The sequence below is a fragment of the Paenibacillus qinlingensis genome, assembly GCF_031455095.1.
GTDB lineage: Bacteria > Bacillota > Bacilli > Paenibacillales > NBRC-103111 > Paenibacillus_E > Paenibacillus_E qinlingensis_A.
On sequence record NZ_JAVDSB010000023.1, the window covers coordinates 46,005 to 71,080 of the forward strand.

The 25,076-nt window shown below is 42.9% G+C and carries 21 protein-coding genes and 1 pseudogene; 6 read left to right on the forward strand and 16 right to left on the reverse strand.

Annotation, left to right across the window (positions count from 1 at the left end; all coding sequences use genetic code 11):
* Nucleotides 1–15: 15 nt before the first annotated feature.
* From J2736_RS31295 to J2736_RS31330, 8 genes and pseudogenes are all read right to left on the reverse strand, one after another.
* Nucleotides 16–1,584 carry an extracellular solute-binding protein gene (locus J2736_RS31295; RefSeq protein WP_310502486.1) on the reverse strand — a complete coding sequence of 523 codons (1,569 nt, stop codon included), beginning with the start codon at nucleotides 1,582–1,584 and terminating at the stop codon, nucleotides 16–18.
* Between the two features lie 69 nt (nucleotides 1,585–1,653).
* A complete protein-coding gene (locus tag J2736_RS31300; protein ID WP_310502487.1) occupies nucleotides 1,654–2,514 on the reverse strand; it encodes a carbohydrate ABC transporter permease in 861 nt (286 codons plus the stop codon).
* 13 nt (nucleotides 2,515–2,527) lie between these two features.
* Nucleotides 2,528–3,448, reverse strand: coding sequence for an ABC transporter permease (locus J2736_RS31305; RefSeq protein ID WP_310502488.1), 921 nt, complete (start codon nucleotides 3,446–3,448; stop codon nucleotides 2,528–2,530).
* 200 nt (nucleotides 3,449–3,648) lie between these two features.
* Complete coding sequence (locus tag J2736_RS31310; RefSeq protein ID WP_310502489.1) at nucleotides 3,649–5,823, reverse strand: helix-turn-helix domain-containing protein; 2,175 nt, start codon at nucleotides 5,821–5,823, stop codon at nucleotides 3,649–3,651.
* A 294-nt stretch (nucleotides 5,824–6,117) separates the two neighbouring features.
* Nucleotides 6,118–7,047: an alpha/beta fold hydrolase gene (locus J2736_RS31315; RefSeq protein WP_310502490.1), complete on the reverse strand. Its 930-nt coding sequence runs from the start codon at nucleotides 7,045–7,047 to the stop codon at nucleotides 6,118–6,120.
* Nucleotides 7,048–7,093: 46 nt separating this feature from the next.
* A complete protein-coding gene (locus tag J2736_RS31320) occupies nucleotides 7,094–7,849 on the reverse strand; it encodes a creatininase family protein (RefSeq protein ID WP_310502491.1) in 756 nt (251 codons plus the stop codon).
* Between the two features lie 163 nt (nucleotides 7,850–8,012).
* Nucleotides 8,013–8,300: pseudogene (locus tag J2736_RS31325) on the reverse strand (alcohol dehydrogenase catalytic domain-containing protein); the annotation flags it as partial.
* 30 nt (nucleotides 8,301–8,330) lie between these two features.
* The gene (locus J2736_RS31330) at nucleotides 8,331–9,689 is read right to left on the reverse strand and encodes a hypothetical protein (protein WP_310502492.1); all 1,359 of its coding nucleotides are present in this window, start codon (nucleotides 9,687–9,689) and stop codon (nucleotides 8,331–8,333) included.
* 269 nt (nucleotides 9,690–9,958) lie between these two features.
* On the opposite strand from J2736_RS31330, the gene J2736_RS31335 reads away from it, so the two are divergent.
* On the forward strand, nucleotides 9,959–10,900 hold the full coding sequence (locus J2736_RS31335; protein WP_310502493.1) for an alpha/beta hydrolase: 942 nt from the start codon (nucleotides 9,959–9,961) through the stop codon (nucleotides 10,898–10,900).
* Between the two features lie 44 nt (nucleotides 10,901–10,944).
* Nucleotides 10,945–11,484 carry a general stress protein gene (locus J2736_RS31340; protein ID WP_310502494.1) on the forward strand — a complete coding sequence of 180 codons (540 nt, stop codon included), beginning with the start codon at nucleotides 10,945–10,947 and terminating at the stop codon, nucleotides 11,482–11,484.
* 279 nt (nucleotides 11,485–11,763) lie between these two features.
* Here the strand turns inward: J2736_RS31340 and J2736_RS31345 are convergent, their stop codons facing one another.
* The 4 genes from J2736_RS31345 to J2736_RS31360 all read right to left on the reverse strand — a co-directional run bounded on the left by J2736_RS31345 (nucleotide 11,764) and on the right by J2736_RS31360 (nucleotide 14,666).
* On the reverse strand, nucleotides 11,764–12,546 hold the full coding sequence (locus J2736_RS31345) for an alpha/beta fold hydrolase (RefSeq protein WP_310502495.1): 783 nt from the start codon (nucleotides 12,544–12,546) through the stop codon (nucleotides 11,764–11,766).
* A 91-nt stretch (nucleotides 12,547–12,637) separates the two neighbouring features.
* Nucleotides 12,638–13,636, reverse strand: a complete 999-nt coding sequence (locus tag J2736_RS31350) for a type I glyceraldehyde-3-phosphate dehydrogenase (RefSeq protein ID WP_310502496.1) — start codon at nucleotides 13,634–13,636, stop codon at nucleotides 12,638–12,640.
* A 75-nt stretch (nucleotides 13,637–13,711) separates the two neighbouring features.
* On the reverse strand, nucleotides 13,712–14,185 hold the full coding sequence (locus J2736_RS31355) for a hypothetical protein (RefSeq protein ID WP_310502497.1): 474 nt from the start codon (nucleotides 14,183–14,185) through the stop codon (nucleotides 13,712–13,714).
* Nucleotides 14,186–14,327: 142 nt separating this feature from the next.
* Nucleotides 14,328–14,666 carry a L,D-transpeptidase gene (locus tag J2736_RS31360; RefSeq protein WP_310502498.1) on the reverse strand — a complete coding sequence of 113 codons (339 nt, stop codon included), beginning with the start codon at nucleotides 14,664–14,666 and terminating at the stop codon, nucleotides 14,328–14,330.
* A gap of 378 nt (nucleotides 14,667–15,044) precedes the next feature.
* On the opposite strand from J2736_RS31360, the gene J2736_RS31365 reads away from it, so the two are divergent.
* A complete protein-coding gene (locus tag J2736_RS31365; RefSeq protein ID WP_310502499.1) occupies nucleotides 15,045–16,955 on the forward strand; it encodes an endonuclease MutS2 in 1,911 nt (636 codons plus the stop codon).
* Nucleotides 16,956–17,029: 74 nt separating this feature from the next.
* On the opposite strand, the gene J2736_RS31370 is transcribed toward J2736_RS31365, so the two are convergent.
* Nucleotides 17,030–17,332, reverse strand: a complete 303-nt coding sequence (locus J2736_RS31370; protein ID WP_310502500.1) for an iron-sulfur cluster assembly accessory protein — start codon at nucleotides 17,330–17,332, stop codon at nucleotides 17,030–17,032.
* A gap of 174 nt (nucleotides 17,333–17,506) precedes the next feature.
* Here J2736_RS31370 and J2736_RS31375 point away from each other — a divergent pair, with 174 nt between their 5' ends.
* The 3 genes from J2736_RS31375 (at nucleotide 17,507) to J2736_RS31385 (ending at nucleotide 19,896) form a co-directional block, all read left to right on the forward strand.
* Entirely contained in the window at nucleotides 17,507–18,100 is a 594-nt protein-coding gene (locus J2736_RS31375) for a TetR/AcrR family transcriptional regulator (protein ID WP_310502501.1), read from the forward strand.
* A gap of 224 nt (nucleotides 18,101–18,324) precedes the next feature.
* On the forward strand, nucleotides 18,325–19,047 hold the full coding sequence (locus tag J2736_RS31380; protein ID WP_310502502.1) for a hypothetical protein: 723 nt from the start codon (nucleotides 18,325–18,327) through the stop codon (nucleotides 19,045–19,047).
* Nucleotides 19,048–19,170: 123 nt separating this feature from the next.
* Nucleotides 19,171–19,896 (forward strand): LbetaH domain-containing protein, encoded by a 726-nt coding sequence (locus J2736_RS31385; protein ID WP_310502503.1) that lies wholly within the window; start codon nucleotides 19,171–19,173, stop codon nucleotides 19,894–19,896.
* Nucleotides 19,897–19,951: 55 nt separating this feature from the next.
* Here J2736_RS31385 and J2736_RS31390 read toward each other — a convergent pair whose 3' ends face one another.
* The 3 genes from J2736_RS31390 to J2736_RS31400 form a co-directional block, all read right to left on the reverse strand.
* Nucleotides 19,952–21,430: an Lsa family ABC-F type ribosomal protection protein gene (locus J2736_RS31390; protein ID WP_310502504.1), complete on the reverse strand. Its 1,479-nt coding sequence runs from the start codon at nucleotides 21,428–21,430 to the stop codon at nucleotides 19,952–19,954.
* 294 nt (nucleotides 21,431–21,724) lie between these two features.
* Nucleotides 21,725–23,968: a discoidin domain-containing protein gene (locus J2736_RS31395; RefSeq protein ID WP_310502505.1), complete on the reverse strand. Its 2,244-nt coding sequence runs from the start codon at nucleotides 23,966–23,968 to the stop codon at nucleotides 21,725–21,727.
* A 307-nt stretch (nucleotides 23,969–24,275) separates the two neighbouring features.
* Entirely contained in the window at nucleotides 24,276–24,851 is a 576-nt protein-coding gene (locus J2736_RS31400) for a TetR/AcrR family transcriptional regulator (RefSeq protein ID WP_310502506.1), read from the reverse strand.
* Between the last annotated feature and the right edge of the window lie 225 nt (nucleotides 24,852–25,076).

The following is a 25,076-nucleotide window of genomic DNA, read 5'->3' on the forward strand; positions in this document are numbered from 1 at the left end:
TCACTGCAAGAATGTTTATTTCTTGCCGTATGTGCGCGTATAGGAAGCATTGTACATGGCAAGCAATTCGTCAGCTCCGAGTTTCTTCGTTTGATCAATGAATTCTTGATACGTCTTATCATTGATTGGCGTCTTGCCAGAGACGAATTCGGTTAGCTTCTGTTCTAAGAATTTGTTCAGGTTGTTTAGTTTCGATTTTTCCAACTCCAATTCTTCAGTTGTCTTCACAATTTGTTTAGGTGCTGGAATAATAAATGACTCATATCTCTTGTTAATGTCCTTACTCTTGTCGCTTAAGCCGCGCTCCCACACCTCACGAGATTTGGCATTATCAAGTGTAAGCATATCGTACCAAACGCCCCAATCCTTACGTAGTGTCGTGAATGGCGAAGCACCAAAATCTTTATTGTAAGAAGGTTTACCGTTTTCCTTTGTATACGTTTTGCCCTCAATTCCGAGCGACAAATAGTTGGATCCTTCTTCTCCCAGTAAATAGTCAAGAAATTGAACAGCTCTGTCCTTATCTTTAACCTTAGCTGAGATCGCCCGGCCAGAAGCACCAACAACCGAACGGGAGAACTGGTAGTTTCTGATGCCGTCTGCAGCAAACTGAGGAATTGCATCGAGCGTGTAATCTGCAATACCGGCTTTACGTCCTTTGTCCATAAGCGTCTCCAAGTCAGCCTTCCAGAAATACGTCACAAGTGATTTGCCTTTAAGAAGTCGCTCTTCCCACTGGGCTTGCGTAATCATAGAGAATTCCGGATCTAACAACTTTTCGTTAAACAGTTTGTTCAAGAAAACGAGGGAATCCTTAAATCCTTTATGGTATGGAGCAAATGCGTATTTATCGGTGGATGGATCGACGTTATAGAATCCTTGAATGCCTGTGAATGCTCTTCCGAAGGTCGTAAATAACCCTGTATCGCCGACTAGCGCATTATTAATGAGCGGATAAGTATCTGGTTGTTTATCTTTTAGCGTTTTCAGGAAGAGATAAAATTCATCCACGGAAGCCGGCGCCTTCAGTCCGTACTTATCCATAATGTCCTTACGTGTATACCAGATAAAATTAAAGCCTTTCCCTTCCGCGTCTCCTTCGATGACAGGGACTGTATAAATACCACCATCAACGCCGGTTGCAACTGCTTTGGCCTCCGGGTATTTGTCATAAAACGCCTTAAGGTTTGGTGCCTTATCTAAGTAATCTTTTAAATTCAAAAACACTTTATCTGGACCATGCTGTCTTCCTTCTAATGTATCTACCTGAATGAAGTCTGTGACTGAGTTTGTTGCAATCATAATTTGCTTCTTTTCCTTTAAACCTTCCTGACTAACCACTTGAAATTCTACTTTAACGCCTGTTTTCGTTTCGATTTCCTTAAATATATCCCAGTCCTGGCGCACTTTTCCTTCCGGGCGATCGTAGGCCAGCCACGTGAATGTGATTGGCTTTTTTGACTCGGTTGGTTTGTTTGTTTCTCCTGCTGAGGGAGTACTAGTCGCTTCGTTCGAGCAGCCTGCAGCTACAATACCTATGAGCATTACCGTAGTCAAACCTGTTCCGACAGTTCTTCTTTTCATTTGAAAACCTCCCTATTATGGTGAAAGCAGCCATTCCATCTATAGCGATAGATTCCTTAGAATCTAGAACTATCCTTTAATACCACCAATCATAGTTCCCTGTACGAAGTATTTCTGAATGAATGGATATACACAAAGAATTGGTAGCGTGGCAATCATGATGATGGCGTACTTCATGGTTTGCAGCAGGCTTAAATCGCCTTCACCTTGAATCGTAGTTCCAGCTACAAGAATGTTTCGCAGCATGATTTGTAATGGATACATCGAGCGTTCGTTCAAATAAATAAGCGCATCGAAGAAGGCGTTCCACTGGTTTACTGCCGTGAATAAGCCAATCGTCATCATGACTGGCAGAGATAGCGGAAGTACGATACGCAGCAGCACTTGTATGGAAGAACAGCCATCTATCGTTGCTGCATCTTCAAGTTCTTCTGGCAATGCCTCAAAGAAAGTCCGCATAATGAACAAATACCATGTGCTAATCAGTGAAGGAAGGACTATGGCCCATATTGAATTTAACATCCCCAACTTCTGTACAACGAGAAACGTTGGGATCATACCACCGCTAAATAGGAGTGTGAAAGCAGCCATCATCAGAATGATTTTACGGCCGGGGAGCCATTTCTTTGCCAAGGGATATGCCATTGCCGAGGTTACAAGCAAGGTTAGTATCATTTGAACAATTGTATAACGGATTGTATTCCAATAACTGATCCATAGATCTGGATTGGTGACCAGTTGCTTATAGGCAATGAGTGTCACCTGCTTAGGCAAGAGAAGTACATCCCCGCTGGATACGAGCGCATTATCGCTAATCGAAGCACTGAATATATAAATCAGTGGGTAGACCATAACCAACATCAACAAGATCATGATGACATAGTTGAAGGCATCAAATATCTTTGAAGCCAGCGATTCTTTGATTTTCAATAGGCTTCCTCCTTTACCATAAGCTTGTTTCAGAATATTTTCTTGCAATACGGTTAGCGGCGATGACAAGAATTAGTCCGATTACGGACTGAAATAACCCAACGGCAGTGGCGAAGCTGAAATCCGCGTCCAAGATCCCACGCCTATATACAAAGGTGTTGATTACATCCGAAGTTTCGTAGTTCATAGAATTGTAAAGCAGCAATATCTTTTGGTACCCTGTTTCCATAAAATGACCAAGCGTAAGGACAAAGAGGATGATCATGACTGGCACCATGCCGACGAAGGTAATATGACGCATTTGTTGATAGCGGTTTGCCCCATCCATCTTAGCTGCTTCATAAAGTGTTGGATCAATACCAGCGATGGCAGCCAAATACAGAATCGTCCCCCAGCCGATTTTTTGCCAAATCTCAGAAGAGATATAGATCGTTCGAAACCAAGACGGTATTCCTAAAAATAGGACTGGCTCCATCCCAAACATTTTGACAAGAAAGAAATTGATGATTCCAGTTTGCGGAGAAAGAAACGTGACGAGAATCCCAGCAATAACAACCGTAGATAAAAAGTGAGGCATGTAGCTGATGCTTTGTACAACTCGTTTAAATGTTGTGTTCTTAATCTCGTGGAACAAGATAGCTAAGATAATCGGTGCAGGAAAACCAAATAGCAAATCATAAACGTTAAGCATGACGGTATTTCGGATCAGTTTCCATGAATCTGGATTCACATAGAAGAATTCAATAAAATGTTTTAGTCCTACAAACTTACTGCCTAAAATACCTTTACCGATCGAATAGTCTTGGAATGCAATGATGATTCCATACATGGGTACATATTTAAAAATGATGTAATACAAAATCCCAGGAAGCATTAGTAGATATAGTGCTCTGTGTTTCTTTAGCATGTACCACATAACATTTCTCTGTGTCATTTCACCCACTCACCTCTTTCGGCAGCATTACATTCATCAGTTGATTGCCTAACTATACAATGATCTCTCCCCCCTCCGTAAAGCATACATAATTACCCAACGTCTCCTATTTTGCGTGCGCTGTAATCCTAGGAATACCAGGCTGCTTGGGAGTGATGGAAGAAAAAAAAGAGACTTCAGAAAAAATGAAGTCTCTTTTATTAATTGTGAATCGTCCGATATTTTGCCGGCGTAATGCCCTCATATTTACGAAACGTTCGAATAAATGAGTTGCGTCCCCAGTAGCCTACCTTTTCAGCAATGTCATCGATTTTATAGTCTGTCTCCAACAAAAATTTCTTAGCCATCTTCAGCCTGTATTTCGCTATATATTCCACGTACTTCTCTCCTATTTCATCTTTGAAGGTGCGGCTGAAGTGACCGTTGGACATATTCAAGAGCCCGGCAAAATATTCAATAGAAAGTTCCTCATTATAATGCGTATGGATATAATCTAAAATCTCAGTAAACTGCTTCGTTCGCTGATCAGGCTCTTTATTCCGAAATAAGACACTATGTATATCTAGGAAACAGTCTTTAAGTTCTTTGCTGGTCATACTGCGCTCAAGCCGCTCGAACAACTTGGAAAAGAACAGCACATTAAAATCATCATGCTCGGTTTCTATAGCACGGATCCACGTGTTGAGAATATCCGTACATAAATATTTGATTTGAATAGCAGTGACGTTCTTACGTAATCCATCGTCCAGCATATCTAACGCGAATTGCAGAAGCTTCTCGTATTCGCGTGTCTTGCATTGATTGAACATACGGTTTACATCCTGCACAGTCAAAAAGCTGTCCCAATGCGCGCGATCCCCAACGTAGGGTCCTCTGCATATCTCCACTTCAAAATCAAGTCGCCGATTCTGTAGCACTGAAATCCCAAGTTCATATGATTCATGAAGTAGCTCAATGGCGTTTACCGTCTTACCTATGCCTACTGTTGCTTTAAAATATTGGCTGTACTGTTCGAGAATGACGCTGATAATATTAGCTGCATCCTCGGCACCAACATGTAGGAACGAATCATGCAACACGACGCATGCCATAACTTCTGGTTTCGTTTGGCAGAGCCAGACAGGCGAAGGTGATAACTTGCAAATACGTTCCTTTAGTTCTACGAATAGGAATGACTTCGTCGGCTCCGATAATTGTTCATAGGTTACATTATAATGAAAGGCAATACAAAGAACTGTGCGTACATCATTCTTGTTATAGGCAAACGCGATTTCCTTTGCATAATTTTCAATAGAACACGCATCTCGATACTCGCCAAGAAGCATCTTGGTTATGAAGTGCTCATGCAACACGTGGGACATCCCACTCACCCTTTGAGACAGTTCTTCATTCGCTTCCGTTATTTCCTGAATTGGGCGGTACACACGACGGCTTAAATAATAAGATATGATGCTGCCGACGACGAGGAAAAAGAAAAGAAACGCCCAGCTAATCAATCGCGTAATATGTGCGGGCTTCATCAGTGTACCTAGATCCGCTATGGTCACGTAATACCAAGAATCGTTAAAGCGTGATTTCACAAGCGACATAGCGACTTCGTTCGTGATGAGAAATTGGGAGCCCTTGGAGTTAGATCGCGTATGCGCTAACACGGCTGCCCCCTCTTGATCTGTCAATCCAACCTGATTCAGTATGAATCCTTGACTACTTGCAATCGCTGTTCCCGTCACCCATTTTTCGGGATTGCTTATCAAACTTTTAAGCTTTTCCTGATCAAAGTCAACTACCAGGTATACCTCTGGATTATTGGTGTTAAACGGATAGCTCATGACTGCTGACATGCCATGCTTGTTCGGATCGGTAAAATCCATCATCTTTTTTCCACTGAAATGGGACAATTGCGCTTTTCTCTGCTGTTCATCTAACGGATAACTAAAAGTAAAGTAATACCCTTTGTCGGTATATATATCCTCATCGACGACAAGGTCGTGATTGACAAAATATAAGAAAACCTTTGAAACTAATTTGTCCGATTGAAGCTTATTCAGCTGCTCTTTGAGCGCATGAAACTGTTCTGCGCGCTGTTGATTTTCTTGCGATTCATCCATGATGTTGAGCAAACTCGTTAAATTGGATGAGCTTAGCATGTTGATCATATTGCTTTTGAGCGAATCTAAAGCCGTATCCGCTTGCTTTGAAATTTGACTAATAATGACGTCGTTCAGTTTCTCGGCATCGTTCTCAATCGTGCGGATCACAAGAACGTGAGCTAAAATACAGGCGACAATAACGGGGACAAGAATTACGATAAAATAGTTGGTGAATAGCCGCCAGAAAAGCGCTAGACGGAATTTGTACAACTTCGAAATTGTCATCACAATCACCTCACGCTCCATATAAACGTCCGTAAATGGTTACAAATACATAAGTGAGTGTAGAATTATTGCTGACAACATGATTCATAATTAATAAAACCTCTATCAGGGTCTTGTAAGGATGAACGACCATGTCTAGAGGTTTTTGATATTAAAAATACTCTTTTGCGCAGCACGCATGAGCACCATTTGAAATTAATTCAATATTAACCAAATATTAAAAAACGGTCAATACTTTTCGAAATATTTTGTTAATTTATTGTATATTTTTAATTTTTTATTTTAAAGTCAGGACTATTCGTTATAGCGTACCAGTGCTTTCCGACGATTGAAAATAAATTGCGTAACAACTTCTGCATATTTATCAGGTTCTTCCACTCTCACGTAGTGTCCACTTTCATAAAACATCTCAAAACAATGATTAATAAATTTTACTTTAAACTCGTTTATTTGTTCTTCACACGTTATCGGATCATGCATACCTTTAATTAGTAATGTCGGTTTATCAACCATAGAAATGCTATCTAAGATAGAATGATACATTCTCCAATCCTTCATCAGTTTACTTCTTGTATGATTAGATTTTTTCCAGAGATCCAATGTCTCGGGATTGGCTCCGACTATCCGATTGATTACTTGCTTATCATCGCCATACCAAAACACAGGACCATCATCACCTAAGTCGTTAAATGCTTTGCCCATGATAGCGTTAATTTTTTTATAGTCAGACTCTTTGCTAATAGACTTTACATAATATTCGAAAAGTTCTTCTTTCCCATTTATTCGAAGTTGATCAGCAACTGCTCTGATAAGCGATCGTTCGGATAATGCAAAAGTAAAAGACGGTCCTTCAAAGATCATACAATCAATCGACTCTGGAAACATATCTACATAAAGAGATGCAACATATCCCCCAAATGAATGAGCAATTACTGACCAGCTAGTTATTCCTAGAACGTTTCGTAATTCTTCGTAATCATAAATTAGATCTTCGAATGTAATTTCCTCGTCGACATATATGGCTTCTGATCGCCATACACCCCTTTGATCTACTGCAACTATTTTAAAATGTTCACTTAGTCGTTTCCCTTGATATTGCACGAAATCTGTTGAACCAACACCACCAGGGCCGCCGTGAATGTGTAATATGGCTGGCAGTCCTTCCTCACCTAACACTTCTACATAAAGGTTTTTTCCTCGAATGTTAATTACATGTTTAATCATGTTGAACTCCCATTAAATAGTTATTACAATCATTGCGGTAAGTGAATCATGTTTGAGTTTTTCGACGGTATCCCTCATCTAGGAATTGTTTCAAACCTTTCGTTCTTTTTTGGATAAATGTCTGCCAGAAAACCCTGCCTTTTTCGGACAATTCTTCATGTGAATAGCTTCCTTCTTCGAACTTTCCCCAACAACCATCTTGCGTAAGTTTGTCCCATCCTAAGTAATCTGCGTAAAGACGATTTTTTGAAGGTATATCTGAGCCCATTGATTTCATTTTAACCAATTCAGGACAAAGCCACATTGCTGTACAAACAGACAATAACCCGCCATGCATTTCGTTCAAGCCTTGTAACCCTGCAATCTCTAATGCGTCTTCCCATGCGTTATGATTGTTATGGTAAGCGGATATTAAGATAATCTCAGGGTACTTGTAATTCATATGTTTGACAAATGCTCCCTCCCAATATGAGCCGCCGTGTCCAGTACACACTAAAAACTTCCTAAACCCTTGTCTTATGAGGTTGCAAATAATCTCCTCCAGCATAGCTGTCAAAATATTGGGACTTACCGTAACTGTCCCTTTAAAATTGGCGTGTTCTTCCGATGTATTAAACGGAATGGTAGGTAAAACGTAAGCGTTTAATTCTCTCCCATATGCATCTGCATATAATTCGGCCATCAGCGTATCCAAATGCATGGGCAAATACGGTCCAAATTGTTCGGTTGCTCCTACTGATAGAACAGCCGTGTCAACCCCGCTATTTGCAATTTCCTTTGTCGTGTTCTTAAAACTAAGCATCTTAACACTCCCTAATAAGTCTCGATCATATAATACCATTTTAAGGCAGTTGAAAATGCCTATAACTAAACTCTACCTACTTTGAACTCTTCTACGCGGTAATTCAATAGGTAAAACGAGTTAAAAACCCACCCTACATTGAAGGTGGGTGGGTAAACTTTTAGGTCCCTTCTCCCCGAAGAGGCAATACACGCTTGCCAAGCATGGATTTTGCCACGTTACTACCAATATCAATGACTGTTCCTACGCCCTCATATCCTGGAATACATGGGAGTGAGATACGATGTCGATAAGCACCGCGAATTGGGATCAAATCAGATGGATTTATGGGACGAGAGATCATTTCCACCAAAATCTCATCTGCATCTAGAGAAGTCACTACTTGCTGTTCTACTACTAAGACGTCTTGTGGTTCACCGAATTCATAGAAACTAATTTTTTGTCCATTCATATGCTTCATCCCTTTTGTATGTCAAAAAATTCATTTCTTTTTTCCGTAGACATACACATTTGCCTTCGTTTGTAATCCCTTATAAGTTGCTGTTAATACCGTTTGTCCATAGTTAAGCCCCGTCATATTACCGTAACTATCTACGGACAATATGGAAGGATCAGCTATTGAATAGCTGCCATAATGGCTAACATTGACCTGCTTACCCTCGTAGACTGATGTGAGAACCGTATCTAAAGTTTGTCCGACCATCAGACTATAATCTTCTGAATCGAGCTTTAGCGCTGTTTGTGGAGGGAGCGAATTTTCTGCTAGTTTCAGGAGCGTGTCCGGAGAAGAAAGGATCAAATACCCTCCGTTTTTAACTGATATCGCTTTTGTCAGACCACGAATAGGCTTTGACCATTGCTTAGTCCCAGCAGCATCGGTTTTGATAAGGAGCTGCGATTGCCCTATTAAATAGCCGCCATCACTGGTATTCGTTAAGGAGACTGTTTGTCCTCCATTCATCGTTTTCGTCCAACTCTCTTTACCCATGGCATCTGTTTTTATCAGAACAGTTTTGCCTTCTGGACGAGTTCCAACGATGACATAACCGCCGTCAGGTGCTTGGATAACATAACCGCCGTTACAATTATATGACTTCTCCCACACGATTTCACCTGAAGAATCCAGCTTCCAAATGGCAACATTCGTATCCTTGGTGCCGCTGACTATATAGCCGCCATCTGCTATTTCTTCGATCGTGCGTGCTTGTACTTGCGGACTATTCGGTCCACCTGAACCTAAGACAGTCGTCCACTCGGTAGTACCGCTGCGATCCCTTTTTTGAACAGCCGTTTGAAACGACCCTACATTTAGACTCTCCGAAAAAATAGCATTCATATAACCACCATCTTGTGTATCTCGAATCATATTAAAGTGACCATTGGCACCAGAGTCAAATACCCGTGTCCACTGAATGACTCCGTTCTCATCTGTTTTGGCAATGACATAATCATTATAGCGAAAATAAAATCCTGGGACAGTTCCTCCTACGATGTATCCCCCATCATCTAGATGGTGAATAGAAGAAACCGTTACGTTTTTTTCAACACCAGATGTATTAATAGCCTGAAGCTGAAATTCTTTTGACCACAACTGATTACCCTGCTCATCCATATTAGCTACAAATAAGTTGCCATCACCAGAGGTCCCCATCACGGAATACCCATTTCCTTCCATTTCTTGTACTTCCGAGAGTGCAAAACCTGTGTTATAATTTTTTTCCCACAGAGTCTCAGGTGATAGTCCTTGGGCAACACTGTGCCCTGTGTTCCAGCCAATGAATAGGTTGAATGCGAGTGTTCCTGCTAATATTAACTTCCTCCATGAAACTCTTTTCTTCATAATTCGCCATCTCCTTATTCGATTTGTAACTCTGCTACTTTGACAATCAGAACGATCAGTCCATCCTCCTTCTCCTAAATGAAATACAAAATATTGTATTTATTACATATATTCGGATGAAAATCGCATTAAATGTCGTATTAACAAAAAAATACGTCTATGATTCAAATTTCATCATGGCGTGTAATGATTGGCGTATACCCGTTTCATGGGCACTTGCGGCCTGAGGAGAAGAAAGCGAGGTCACTATCAAAGGAGGCATTACCCCTATGTGCAAAAAAATCCAGTTAGAACAAGCTGCGAAACAAGTTGCTGAACAAAATAGTGCACCGCCGTTTCTGCACGAGCTGGGTCCGGAGAAGGGCCGCGAAACGGTCGATAAAGTGCAGTCTGAACCTGTACACAAAGAGCCCGTGGATATCGTGGATTTGATAATCCCGGGTGGCCCGAAGGATGAAGTATCGATCCGTATCTTGAAGCCGAAGAACGCGCCGGAACAACTGCCCGTCATCCTATACATTCATGGCGCAGGCTGGGTGTTCGGCAACTCGCATACACACGACAGACTCGTTAGAGAACTGGCCGTCGGCTCGCAGTCGGCAGTCTTGTTTGTGAATTACACATGCTCGCCAGAGGTGAAGTATCCCTTCGCGCTTGAAGAGATTTACGCAGTGCTGGAGTGGGCCTCCTCCAGTGGGCACTCTCACGGTCTCGACGCCAACCGCTTGACCATCGCTGGCGACAGCGTGGGCGGCAATATGGCCGCCGCGATCACACTGACCGCTAAGTCTCGCAGCGGTCCCGCAATTCATAAGCAACTGCTGTTTTACCCTGTCACGGATGCCTCGTTCGAGACGGAGTCGTATCAGCAGTTTGCTGAAGGCTATTTCCTCCGCCGCGACGCGATGGAGTGGTTCTGGAAGCAGTACACGGCCGATCCGCGACAGTGTGAAGAGGTCACGGCTTCGCCGCTGCGCGCCACGATTGAGCAGCTGAGCGGGTTGCCGCCCGCCCTCATCATCACGGGCGAGGCGGATGTGCTGCGCGATGAAGGTGAAGCCTACGCGAATAAACTGCGGGAAGCGGGCGTGCACGTGACGGCTGTGCGGTTCCAGGGCATCATCCATGATTTCGTGATGCTGCATGCCTTGGCAGATACCGCGGCGTGCCGCGGTGCGCTTTTGTTGGCGAACGCTTGGCTTCGGGAATGAGGGATATTACCTTGCTAACACTCAACTCTCCAGGAGGGAATACCATGAGCAAACATATTATCGGTGTATTCAACACGGAAGAAGAAGCGATTCGCGTCATTAACCAATTGAAAGCAGACGGATTTCACTCGGATGAACTCTCGGTTGTAGGTCGCAACAGTGACGATCTGGATCACCTTGAAGTAGCAAGCGCTAGCAAAGCAGAAGAAGGCCTTGCAACAGGAGCAGCGACAGGCGGTGCGTTAGGCGTGGTGACGGGACTTCTCTTAAGCATTGGCGCTTTGGCGATTCCCGGGGTGGGTCCTATTATTGCTGCTGGTCCTATCGTGGCAATTTTAACAGGTGCCGCTGTTGGAGCAAGTGCAGGTGGACTCATCGGCGGCTTGGTCGGACTCGGTATCCCCGAGGAGGAGGCGATATATTATGACGAATATGTTAGAAACGGGAAAGTGCTCGTCCTCGTAGCGAACGACCCCGTCCGCGCCAATTTGGCGTATCGGATTTTCCGTGACCACAAGTCGCTCAATGCAGATATGTATGACCCTGATTACGGGTATACAAGACAGTACATCCGGCGCGAATGACCGTTATCGTAATAACTTGTAAAGTAGTGGAATGTTTGCTTTACAGCATGAATGCCTGCTTATCCTGATGGATAGGTGGGCTTTTTTGTGAATATGATGTCATGCTGCCTGAACTTGCTTTTCATCCAACTCATAGCGGGTCGCGATAATGCCTGAGTTGAGCGTTCGGGTGGACATAAAAAAACCGCGCTGCGCGCGGATATACACATCGGAATATGTATAAAACGGAGCCAATTTAGCAAAGTGGCTCCGCAAATATTACTCCGGTAGTTGGGGTACTCATTCAACAAATTGCATCAAGAGCTGATTAAACTTATCCTTTTCGTCAAGGAAAGGAACATGGCCGCTATTTTGAAACGGAACAAGAACTGAATTGTGAATGAGCTTATTGGTTTCCTGAGCATTGACAAACGGTACGACTTGGTCATGGACGCCGTGAATAATCAATGTAGGCATGCTTATTTTTCCAAGATCGTTTCGCACGTTCTCGTCTCTTAACGTAACCATAACGGCTGCAGTTGACCAGCCAGCCCCTTGCAATCCAATTTGAAAGAACCAATCCGAGAAAGGGCCGGTAATATGTTTGAAAAAAAAGGAATCAGGTAATCCGGCAAGCATGTTAGGCCGATCGGTTAACGTTCCTTCAATAAACATATTTGCTGCTTGTTGCGGTACAGAGCCAGGGGCTTGGGCGTCAATTAGTACAAGCTTTGAAACCCCGTGACTTTGATGTCTCGCCATGTATCGAATGGCAAGTGCTCCACCTGCCGAATGCCCGGCCAGCGTGATGTCTTTTAATTTCAAAGTCTCAATAAGAATGCGAATGTCGTCTGCCAATCTATCCAAGCTGTATCCGACGAAGGGTTTATCCGAATTTCCGAACCCTCGCCAGTCCATCCCGATGCACCGAATGCCCATGGCAGGAAGAATATTAAATTGATATTCATACTGCTTATGGCTTAATGGCCAACCATGAATGAACAAGATCGTCTTTTTTCCCGTCGGGTTCAAATCCTGCACAAATACCCGCACTCCCGGTTCTACCGTGATAAAGTATTCCAAGATGTTCCCTCCTAACTAAGAGTAAAACACCTTAGAAATATATTTAAACGTTCATAACTATATACCTATTCAGACTACGCCGTCTTCGACGTTATTTTCCTACCAAGAAAGCGGCAACCTCCGCCAGACGCGTAGCGAAGCCCCATTCATTGTCGTACCATGTCGCGACAGACAAGAGCTCACCTTCCACGTGAGTGAGCGGTAGATCAATGATCGATGTATGCGGATCACCGACGATACGCGAAGATGCCCATTCTCCTTCAAGCACATCCATAACGCCTTTCAGATCGCCTTCTCTCGAGGCGCGGCGGAACATGTCATTCGCTTCCTGCACCGTGCACGGCTTCACTGTGATCAGGTTAAGTTCAGCTATACTGCCCGTGCGGGTCGGTATACGGTACGCTTTGCCCGTGATCTGCAGATCCGGCCAGATGAACTTAAGTGCCCTGGCCGCGCCAGATGAAGACGGAATGATGTTCTCGGCCGCCGCCCAAGAATCTCGGCGATCGCGCATCGGCTGATCCGTCAACGATTGCGTGTTCGTATAGGAATGGACTGTTGAGAACAGTCCGAATTTGATGCCATAGTTTTCTTTAACCAGCTTGACGACGGCAGCCAAAGCGTTAGTCGTGCAGCTAGCCACGCTGATGATTCGGTGCTTGTCTGGATCGAAACTGTCGAGGTTAATACCCTTCAGTAATACGGCGTCGCAATCGTCGAGGGTTTTACTTGGCCCGCTGATTAGAACTCGTTTCGCGCCACGGTCCAAATGTATCTGTGCGACGGAACGGACAACGGCACGGCCTGTACAATCAACGACGAGATCCACACCGAGCGCCTTCCAATCTGGCACTTCCTGCGATGAATTAATATAAAGAATTTCTCGTCCGCCGATGACAATCACACCCTCTTTGGTGGATACGTCCTCGTGCCAACGCTTATAGTTTGAATCGACTTCAAACAGTGCGGCAAGCGTGCCCTCGTCCTTGATATCCGATACAGAAACCGGAACGAAGAGCTTATCCTGAAGTGCAACACGCAATAGTATTCTGCCAATGCGTCCAAATCCAAAAATTGCAATTTTGCCCATTCCTTATCCTCCATTTACCTGCTATTATCGATGACAATTGAAAGAAGTCACTACTTTCCTCCTCCAATTAACACATTATTCCCGAATATTTGTTTTCATAATAACTTCAATTTCTGGTTTTGGATAACCTTCCTGTTCGAAATTCTGCGGATCCCTTATTGACCACATAATGGTAGTTAAATATTCGCCATCTGGCACACGTACTTCATCAAATTCCGTTACCAGCTCTTCCGCAGTAGCTATTATTCTATATATGATAGAAAGTGTTGCTGTATTTGCTGCAATGTTTCTATCGACAATATTAACTGTACTGATATTGCCTGGCTCAAGCTCAACACCTAAAGCAACGTTACCTGTATTGAGATTTTTTCCGGGTTCTGCACTATTCGTATCAGCTCCCTGCGCCAATCCAATCTTGCAAATGTACAATGTTGATTCATTGTTTAACCCAAACTCTTTCGTGCACTGCGCATCCATATATGCCTTGTATTGCTTTTCAAAATCTTCTCTTTTTAGTTCCTCTGTTTCCAATAGCTCTATTCTTGTCATTATTATTAATCACTCCTTACATATTTGGGTGAAAATTTATATGCTCATCGTTCTTAATGTACCCAGTAAATGGGTTATTAACTACGATCTCTTCGCATCCTGAAGCTTGGCCCTCTTTTGAAATTATGTACCCAATCATTGATTACGGCCGAATCGTAACTCGAGTATGAATGGTGACAAGTTCAGCGAGCTGTAGGACATCCTCATTATACATTCGGATACATCCATGACTAACTTCCCTTCCGATTGAAGAAGGATCATTGGTTCCGTGGATGCCGTAATGGGGCTTAGATAAGCCCAACCAGAAGGCTCCGAATGGACCTCCGGGGTTGGCTTGTTTATTAATAATCGTAAACTCACCTTTAGGTGTCTTCGTAATCATTTTGCCGATTCCAACCGGGAATGAACGTGTAACCGTATTCCCATCGAGCAAATACAGATTACGATCAGACAAATCGACGATAATGCGATAGTTTGGCATTTTCTCCGCCTCCTAAGCACCATTCTATGCTTGCCTTGTTTCAGAAGTGACGGAAAGTATCTCATGGAAAGTTTAATTTAAGCTATTTTCTCCCACGATTTCCAGACTGGACTCGCATATGATGAGGGTATACTACAAGTAAAGTTATACAAAGGAGAAATTTACATGTCTGAGGTCATTCTTAACTAGCAATTTCATAGTGCAATCTGTTTGGCTTTAGCGTACGCGTGTGAACCGTTCAAATGGACAGGTTTGTTTCGTCGTGCTCTGCTGGCGGGTTGCATGCGATGCTGTTAAGAACATCAGTTTCTCCCTAAGCGGACTGGAAACGATTGTTGTTTCCAGTCCGTTTTTTTGTACCCAAAAGGAGGCATTCATTTGAACAAGTCCACTTATCAACGTTTGGAATACGACCGAGTTAAACAGCGTTTGGCTGACTTTGCAATGAGTTATTTGGGCCGTGCCCACATTGAGAATATGGAACCAAAGACTGAGATGGCTATTGTCATAACACTACTTCAAGAGACTGAAGAAGCTGTTCGTGTCATCGCCCACGGTGCCAGTGTACCGATCCCCTCCCTCGATGGAATTGAGCCGCTTATAGGCACTTTCGGGAAAGGATTTGTTTTTACACCACAAGACTTTATGCACATCGCAAGATTCATCGAAAGTACACAGCAACTGAAAAGTTTTATGAAAAAAAAGGAATCTGTCACTCCGCGCATCGCCTCCTACGCGCTAACCTTATTCGACCTCAATGAACTGTTGACCGAGATCCGGCGCTGTATCCGCAACGGTCAAGTCGATAACGAGGCCAGCGCTGCCTTGTCGCGAGTCCGCAAAAAGATAATCATACTAGACGAGCGAATCCGCAAAAAACTCGACACGGCCTTGTCCAAATACCGCAGCTATTTGCAGGATAGCGTGGTCTCGACTCGAGGCGGCCGCTATGTGTTGTCCGTGAAGAAAGAATACCGCAAACAAGTTAGCGGTGCCGTGCTGGACGAGTCGGCAAGTGGTCAGACCGTATTTATTGAGCCGGCAGATATCGCTGATTTGTATGCTGATCTTGCACATCTGTTGTCTGAGGAAGCAGCTGAGGAAACAAGAGTACTCAGCGAACTTACGGATCAGGTTGAGGGCAATACGTATGAAATTTCTATTAATTTGGAGACGATTGGCCATTACGACTACATGTTCGCAAAAGCTAAATACGCGAAACTCATCGACGGACGAACGGTTAATCTGAACGATCGCGGTCGGATCTCCATTCGTAGCGGACGCCATCCCCTGCTCGGTCGGCATTCGGTACCACTTGATTTTCACATCGGCGAGGATTACCGTGCACTAGTAATTACAGGCCCTAATACAGGGGGTAAGACCGTTTCGCTAAAAACCGTCGGTTTGCTGACCCTAATGGTGCAGTCCGGTTTGCTCGTTCCCGTAGGAGAAGGAAGCGAATTTGCCGTATACAGATCCATAATGGTAGATATTGGAGATGGACAAAGTCTTGAAAATTCGCTCAGCACCTTCTCTTCGCATGTCAAGAACGTAATCGGCATCCTCAAGGCTGCTGGTCCTTCTTCGCTGGTCCTTCTCGATGAGCTTGCCTCAGGAACTGACCCCGGCGAAGGAATCGGCCTATCGATTGCCGTGCTTGAGGAATTATACCGGCTCGGAGCAACGATCATGGCAACGACACATTTTAGCGAGATTAAGAAATTTGCCGACACTGCGCCTGGCTTCGAGAATGCACGCATGGAATTCGATACGGAAACACTGGAGCCCCTTTACAAATTGACGATTGGTCAAGCGGGATCCTCCTATGCCTTCTATATCTCACAAAAACTCGGTATGCCGCTCGCGCTTATCGAGAGATCGAAGCAGATCACAAAAGATGTGACGCAACACACACCAGAGGCACCTGCAATAACTGTCGTTGTACCAGGAAAACCATCCGTAACAGTCCCATTGCAGGAAAAAGTGGAACGAGCAGCAATACCGCATTTTGCTATAGGTGACTGCGTATGGGTGCATTCGCTGCGCCGTACAGGCATTGTTTGCAGCGAGCCTGATCATCGGGGAAACATTACGGTGCAAATTCAGAAGGAAAAAGTGCGAATCAACCGCAAGAGATTATCTCTCTATATCGAGCGCAGCAAGCTATATCCAGAAGGAGACTACGATATGGACATCGTGTTTGAATCGAAAAGCACAAGAAAGAAACGAAAGCAGATGAGCAAACGTCATGTTGAGGGGTTAACGATCGAGTATAAGGAAAATCAATAGTGGCGTTTTGGGGTAATTGTGACTGGCTAACACTTGATTAGATAAAGTCCTAGCCAGTCACTGTATTCGCTTCTTTATTTTTCAAGAAAACCTGTAGAAGGGTTTGTTATGAAGAACCCTGGATCAGGTACATAAAAATACTGAATCCAAACGCCATCTAAAAGGGGTTCGCGTTTATCTAATAGGATCTCAATGTCTTTGTCTGTTTTCACGATTTCATCATGTTCAGTAGGTGTATCCAGCTTTATATCATAATGACCATGATCTCCATGATTCTGAGTTATAAAAACACGAATCATCTTTCCCCCAACCGCTTCTTCACTATTCAGCAAATTTTTTATTACGGTTGCAGCGTTCCGATTAATTTTACATTTCATAGGTGTGTCCTCTATTCTTATTTTATTACTGTAATAATATTAATTACAGTATGTTTTGTCAAGCTATAGATTCATAAGCATATCAGGCGCGCGGTTTCTTCACGAGATTGACAAAATGAAAGCGAATGCTATAATTTTAAAAACGAACGATCTTATTTTTTGGGTGTGATGAGAATGAAAAAAGGCGAAAAAACCAAGTTGCATATTATTGAGCAAGCAGCGATTTTGATGAATAGAAAGGGTTTTTTATCTACCCCACTTTCCGACATTGTAGAAGTTACTGGCATGCAAAAAGGTGGGCTCTATAACCACTTCAAAGATAAAGAAGAATTGGCTCTACTAGCATTTGATGAATGCAATCGAATCATTCATGATTACATTGCAAAGGAACTCAACCTCAAGATTACGTCAAAAGAACGAATAGTAACCTTTATTGAATCCTACTTATCCTTTGGAGAGAATCCCACGCTTCCTGGTGGATGTCCTATTATGAATGCAAGTGTTGAAGCAGATTTCGGGCAATCCGAGCCGTTGATGAAAAGAACACAATCTGCTATGCAGAGTGTTATTGATTTTCTCTCGGATATGATTGCTGAAGGAATCACGGACAAGGAAATTCGGTCTGATGTGAATCCTAAGCAATCCGCGGTGTATATAATGGCTACAGTTGAAGGTGCCATTCTATTAAGTAACGTATTTAACGACCGGTCACATATCAAGACAGTGAACGATCAATTAATGAATTACATCGATAATCTTTTCGATTAAATGCCAATTGTCACTAAGTATGCCCACTTAAGTCCCCAAAAACAGACCCTCATTACTTTTGAGAGGTCTGTTTTTTTATCCAAATATTGATATCATGCAAACCAAACAAGTCGGTTGACAAATGACTAATATTCGCTATAATAAAAACGAACGGTCGGTATTTTTTATATCAAAACAAGCGATAATACCAACATAATCTAGATTTCTGAAGGAGACGATACGAAATGAATGAGTTATTGGCACTTGCGGTAAAAGCACATGGTGGGTTGGAACAGTGGAAGAAATTCTCGAAAGTAAATGCACGAGTATCCGGTGGCGGTGTACTCTGGCATTTAAAAGGCAATCCGGGTCTTTTGGATGACTATAACCTTGTAGCCGACATCCACAAACAGAACGTTGTAATCAATCGTTTTGGTTCTGTTGATCGCTCAAGCACGTATAGCCCAGACCAGGTTTCCATTAAGGATATCAACACAGGAGAAACCCTTCAAAGCCGTGAAAATCCGCGTGCCTCTTATGAGGGGCATGTGTTAGAAACACCTTGGGACGAGCTGCAAGTGGTCTATTTTGCAAGCTATGCCATGTGGACCTACCTGACACAACCCTTTTTGTATACCTATCCCGGCTTCGAGACTGAAGAGTTGACGCCGTGGCAGGAAAATGGTGAGTCTTGGCGTCGGCTTAAGGTTATTTTCCCAGATTATATCGCCAGTCACAGCCGCGAACAAATTTCATATTTCGGCGAAGATGGCTTATTGCGTAGACATGACTATACGGTTGATGTAAGTCCTGGCGCAGCTGGTGCGAATTATGCTTCTGATTACCAGGATTTCAATGGCATCCTTGTACCAACAAAACGCCGGGTCTACATCCCTCAACCTGATGGTCAAAAGCAACCGGAGCCGCTAATTGTTAGCATCGATATGAGTGAAATCTCATTTGAGTAATGTTTTGAGTATCGAAAATCAGGAGGATTAAAGAAATGGGCTTTCTGCCCTTGTGACATTTGACTATATGCGGAATATCTTAGTACCAAGAGATTCCCAAGACGGTCACAAGGAGATTTAAATATGGCATACTACCAACCTTATATCCAGGGCAGCGCCTGGCAGCAAGGTCCCGATTCTTTTCCCAGAGGTCCTGTTAATCTATTTGCAAGATTTATTGGACCCAATCCTATAACAGCGGCGAATCCCGTACCGCGGTCTCCTTCCATCCATCCAACGGCTTTTCTTAGTCCGTTCACTACGGTTATTGGCGATGTGCAAATCTCCGACAAAGTGTTTGTTGCGCCTACCGCAACGCTTAGAGGAGATGAAGGAACACCATTCTTTATCGGTTCGAGCTCTAATATTCAGGATGGCGTGATTTTACACGGATTGGCTAATACAACGATTCAGGTGGCTAACAAGTCGTATTCTATCTTTATTGGCAACAGAGTCTCTATAGCTCACGGGGCCATTATTCACGGGCCTTGCTTGATTGAAGATGAAGCATTCGTTGGTTTCAAGGCTATTGTCTTTAATGCTTATATTGGCCGAGGCTCCTATATCTCGAACGATGCACTTTTGACCAACGGAGTGCGGATAGCCCCTAACCGGTTTGTCCCGCCAGGCGCACATATTGACACTCAGGCCAAAGCCGATTCACTTGCTGCTGTTCCCAAGAATGCCGAGGAGTTAGCCGAACAGGTTATCCGGGTTTACAAAGAATTCCCTCCCTCCTATGATGCCATGTTTGGCACTCACCGCTGCTCCTGCGGAGTCGCATACAACTCTGCGAAACTGTTAGGTTAAACATAAAGGCCGAGAACTTTCCGCGTAGGAAGTTCTCGGCCTTTATTTCAGTTACTTATAAGGTTATCGTTTGCGTTGCAACCTTTTCTCGGAACGCTTGATCATGCTCGACAAAAATCATTGTTGGATTAAACCTTTTTATCAGCTCTTCAATTTGCATGCGAGAATAGACATCAATAAAATTAAGGGGCTCATCCCAAATATATAAATGAGCTTTTTCACATAAACTTTTAGCGATTAGTAACTTTTTCTTTTGTCCACCAGAATAGTGGGATATATCTTTTTCAAACTGAATGCGCTCAAAATCCATTTTTCTTAGAATAGATTTAAATATAGGTTCATCAATCTGATTTTCTTCAATAAAGTCAGATAACTTTCCCTTTAAATGAGAGGTATCTTGTTGTACATAAGAAATGATAAGACCAGAACTAACGTTCAAATTACCTGTATGTTGAAGTGGCTCACCAAGAATTAAATGTAAAATACTACTTTTTCCACTACCATTTTTCCCATCAAGAACGACGCGGTCTCCTTCTTTTACTTTAAAACTTGTAGGGGTATTCACTATCTCATCATTATACATGACAGACACGTCTGTTAACTGAACTAGTTCCTTAGATTTAAATGCTAAGGGCTCTAATTGTAAGGACTCCGTTTTTTCCACATTTTTAAGCAGAGCTGACTTTTCTTCAATTGCTTTATGTTGCCTTGATTCTAGGTTCTTCGCACGTTTCATCATTTTAGCAGCTTTATGTCCTACAAATCCCTTGTCCAATTTGGAACCAGAATTCGTTGTTCCATTCTTGGAAGCTTCTACTTGATTAGACCAATTAGCCGAACGTTTAGAAGATTGCTGCAGCCTTCCAATGTCTTTCTGTAAACGCTCATTTGTTTTTTCCTCATGTTCCTGCTGTCTATCAAAATTCAGCTTCCAAGAGGAATAATTGCCACTTTGCACTTCTATATTCGCTTTGTTTATGGACAAGATGTGGTCAACACAGCCATCCAAAAAGCATCTATCATGTGAAATTAGAATGAATCCTTTTTTCCTTTTCAAATAATTAGAAACACTTTTTCGACCATTGATATCTAGGTGATTGGTGGGCTCATCGACTAATAAGAATTGCCCTTCATTCAAAAAAAGTGCAGCCAACAAAACCTTCGTTTGTTCCCCATTGGATAATGTTTCGAATGGCCGGTACATCACTTCAGCATCAACATCTAAATAAGAAATTTCTCGAAGAAACTCCCAATCTTCTGCCTCTGGACATATCTCTTCTATTATTTCATACGTGAATCTGCTTTTATCTGAGACTGGGTATGGAAAATAGTTGAATTCAACTGAAGAAGTAATGTTTCCGTTGTATTCATAGTTACCTAATAATAAATTGAAAAACGTTGTCTTGCCTCGACCGTTACGGCCAATAAATCCAAGTTTCCAGTCCGTATCTATGTGAAAGCTAACATCTTCAAAAATAGGATCAAAGCTGCTGGGATATGAAAATGTCAGGTTTTGTACATGTATCATTGACATGGTAAGTTCCTCCTTTTTATAACACACTCTGTATAAAAAGTCGGTTCATACCCATCTAATCTCAATTTCTCCGTATAAGTTAAATGGATATTAACGACTTATACGGAGTAAATCATGTGTAATAATACTATCTGTACTCATGTGACCCCTCCTTCAGCTGTAACTAAAGCGTAGTTCAAGTTCATATAATAGGTTAAATCCTGTCCAATAGCAATATTAATCGCCACCACATCATTGTAGTTCTTAAAAAGCAAAGGCCAGGTACACCTATCATAGGTGTCCTAGCCCCTGAACTTAATATACTTCTAGTTCGAACAATGAGTAGCCGTATTGAGTAGTGCGCTCTGTACCCGTTACTTTCACATAGCGAGCATTCGTTGGGTTGATAAGCAGATTAGCAATGCCTTCGCGACCATTCGTTGTGGCGAACGCTGTCGTCCAAGTCACGCCATCAGTGGAAACTTCTACACGGTAAGATTTCGCAGCCGCGTTCTCCCAGTTAAGTACAACACGATGGATTGTAGTTGCTTCTCCAAGATCAACGCTAATCCATTGTGGATCTATGCCATGTTGGGACTCCCAACGTGTAGCTTTGTTGCCATCTACTGCGTAGCTGCCGCTTTGCAAAGAACCGTCAGAAGTAGTGGTTGATTGGTTCAACGCCAGATTATGATAAGATCCTAGCGTGACTAATTGACTAACTGCGTCATTCTTATAGCCAGTTGCCGCAACTGAAATCTCATAAGCTTTAGCTTCAATAAACAACGAGGCATCTAAGGTTATTTTGCCTGCTTCCAAGTGATATTGGGAAGAGTTCAATGATACTCCATCTAATTCTACAGCATGAATTGCAGCTCTCCATGCCGAGTTATCGCCGAAAGTAAGTTCAACTGGCTCTCCAATTATTGCCTTAGTGCTAGCTGTAAGAGCTGGACTATCGATCAAGTCAGCAGTACCCGCATATACTTCGAACTCCCATAAGGAGAAGCCGTAAGGCGTACCACGCTTAATGCCGTTCATCTTCACGTATCTCGCTTCTACAGGCGAGAAAGAGATGTTATCAATGCCGCCATTTTCTTTGTCAGTCGCATATACAGTATGCCAAGTTTCACCGTCAACAGATACATCAATGGTGTAGGCTTTGCCGTAAGCATTTTCCCAGTTCAGAAGTACGCGGTTAATGGTTTGCTTCGTGCCAAGGTCTACGCTCATCCATTGGTTATCCGCGAATGCAGATTCCCAGCGGCGATCCAACCTGCCGTCTACAGCATCAGAGCTAGCACGATGGTAATCCGGCGATGATGAGGTTTGCTTATTCAAGGCAAGATTGCTGCCTGGGTTCACTGGCGGATTCGTTGGTTCTGTAGGGTCTGTAGGATCCGTAGGATCTGTAGGATTCGTAGGTCCCCCGTCTCTCGTTAGAACCGTTTGATAGACTACCGTATTTTTGAAACCTTGAGACTGAACGGAAATCCAATATGGTTTCGCTTCGTTAAACAAAGTGCTGCTTAACGTCAATTGACCTGCGGTCAGTTTGTATTGTGAAGGGCTAATGACAGCGTCGTTCACTTTTACTTCGCTAATCGCGTTTCTCCACTCTACGTCGTCAGCAAACGTGATATCCATCGGTTGACCGAGCACATTCTCCGTCCGATCCGCGTGTAATACAGGGGCTGACTCAATTCCTGAAAAAGCGTCACCGTACACTTCCAATTCGCGAATCGAAAAGCCGTAGTCTGTTGCACGCGTGTTGCCATTCATTTTCACATATCTTGCTTTCTTAGGTGCGAGATAAATTTTATCTTTATGGTTGGGTTCACCTTGATAGGTTGTAAAAACAGTCGTCCAAGTCAAACCATCCTCTGACATTTGAATATCATAATTTTTCCCAGCTGCATTTTCCCAATTCAGAACGATGTATGTAATGTCATCGTACACGGCGCCTAGATCAACTGTAATGAATTGGTCGTCGGCGAATTTGGATTCCCATCTTGTTTCAGGGTTTCCGTCAACCGCATTCTTAGCCTCTTGAAGTGCATTAGCCGATGCGAATACCGGTTTATTCAGTGCAAGATTTTGTGAATAATACGAGATAATAGGCTGCTTCAAATCTGCACTCGCATAGCCGTTTGCTTCAATGCTGATGTCGTAATCGCCCTCCCCTCCAAAAAAGGCACCGTCCAACAGGATTTTGCCGGATGTAATAACGTAACTTGAAGGATCTTGTAGCGCATATCCATTTATCATTACAGCAGAGATCGCGTTTCTCCATTCAGCATTATCCGGAAACTCGATTTCGATAAACCGCCCAATGATATTCTTTGTGCTATCCGCAACTAGCTTCGGCGGATTCAATAGCTCTTGTGCACTTAGAGCCTGGTTTCCGAGTAAAGGAACCTTAATGGCTGTCGGGTGGGGTGCTGAGGCAGCGTGCGTGACGGATGCCAAGGGAAAGGAACTCAAAAGCACAGATAAAGCGATAGACGTTGAAGTGACGATTAGTGCTTTTTTTCTTACAATTCTTAGATGTGCTTTCATTCTTCGTTTTCCTCCTCTGGTAATGGACCAAATTGCTCGAACTGGGAATTGGAATCTATTTCTTTTTATTCCCAAGGCAACATTATCATTTAAAAGAACGTTTGGTCAACAAAATAGTTGAACGATTGGTCTAAATAACTAGTCTTTACCCAAAAAACGAAAAAACAGCCTATTAGGAAGAGTAATAAAGTCCTAAAGTGCTGCTTTTTTATGGTACATCAACGAGGATGAAAATAGGGTTCATGAACTATAGTGCTAGTAGAACAAACCTGTTAGAATAACCAGCCATCGTATTCTACTCTATCTCTTATTTTAATAAGGACATATTCATTTCAATGATGTGATTTAATTTATCTCTGTCAGTAATCGTTTTTGCAATGATTCGAAGACCAATTAACGCATTATTTAAAAAACTTGCAAGTTGATCAGCGTCAATGCTTTCAGCAAGCTCACCTTCAAGTTTTCCTCTCACAATCAAATCTGCGATGATCTCTTCTACTCGCTCCCAGTTCAGACGAACGCATTCTCTGGCCTCAGCATCATGGAAGGACAGCTCTACCGCGGTATTCACGATAAAGCAGCCCTGTGGAATATCTTCACGCTGGTGTATGGCTAAATCAAATAACATTCGAATTGCCTCTTTGACAGAACGGGTATCCGCTAGTCGAAGCTTAACCGACTGCTCGGAGTTTTCACTATAACGTTTCAATGCTCTGATATATAGGGATTGTTTATCTCCGAAGGTATCATATAAGCTCCCTTTATGAATGCCCATGTGGGAGACAAGTTCTTGCATGGATGTCTTCTCGTAGCCTTGTTTCCAAAATAGATGCATGGCCTTAAGCAACACGGCATCTTCATCGAATACTTTATTTCTTCCCATCGTATGATCCCTCCTTCCAAAGAAACAATACCATTTCAAGAACGTATGATCAATAAAAATGAATGATGGTATCAATTATAAAATAATTCCCCCTGAAGTTGGTGCATGAATAAAAAAAGAAGCACACAAAAAGGAGGCCACTGAAAAAGTATACTAAGAAAAAAGGCACAGACTCTCATTTTATGAGGGCGCTGTGCCTTTTTTCTTGTATACTTTAAGTATTAC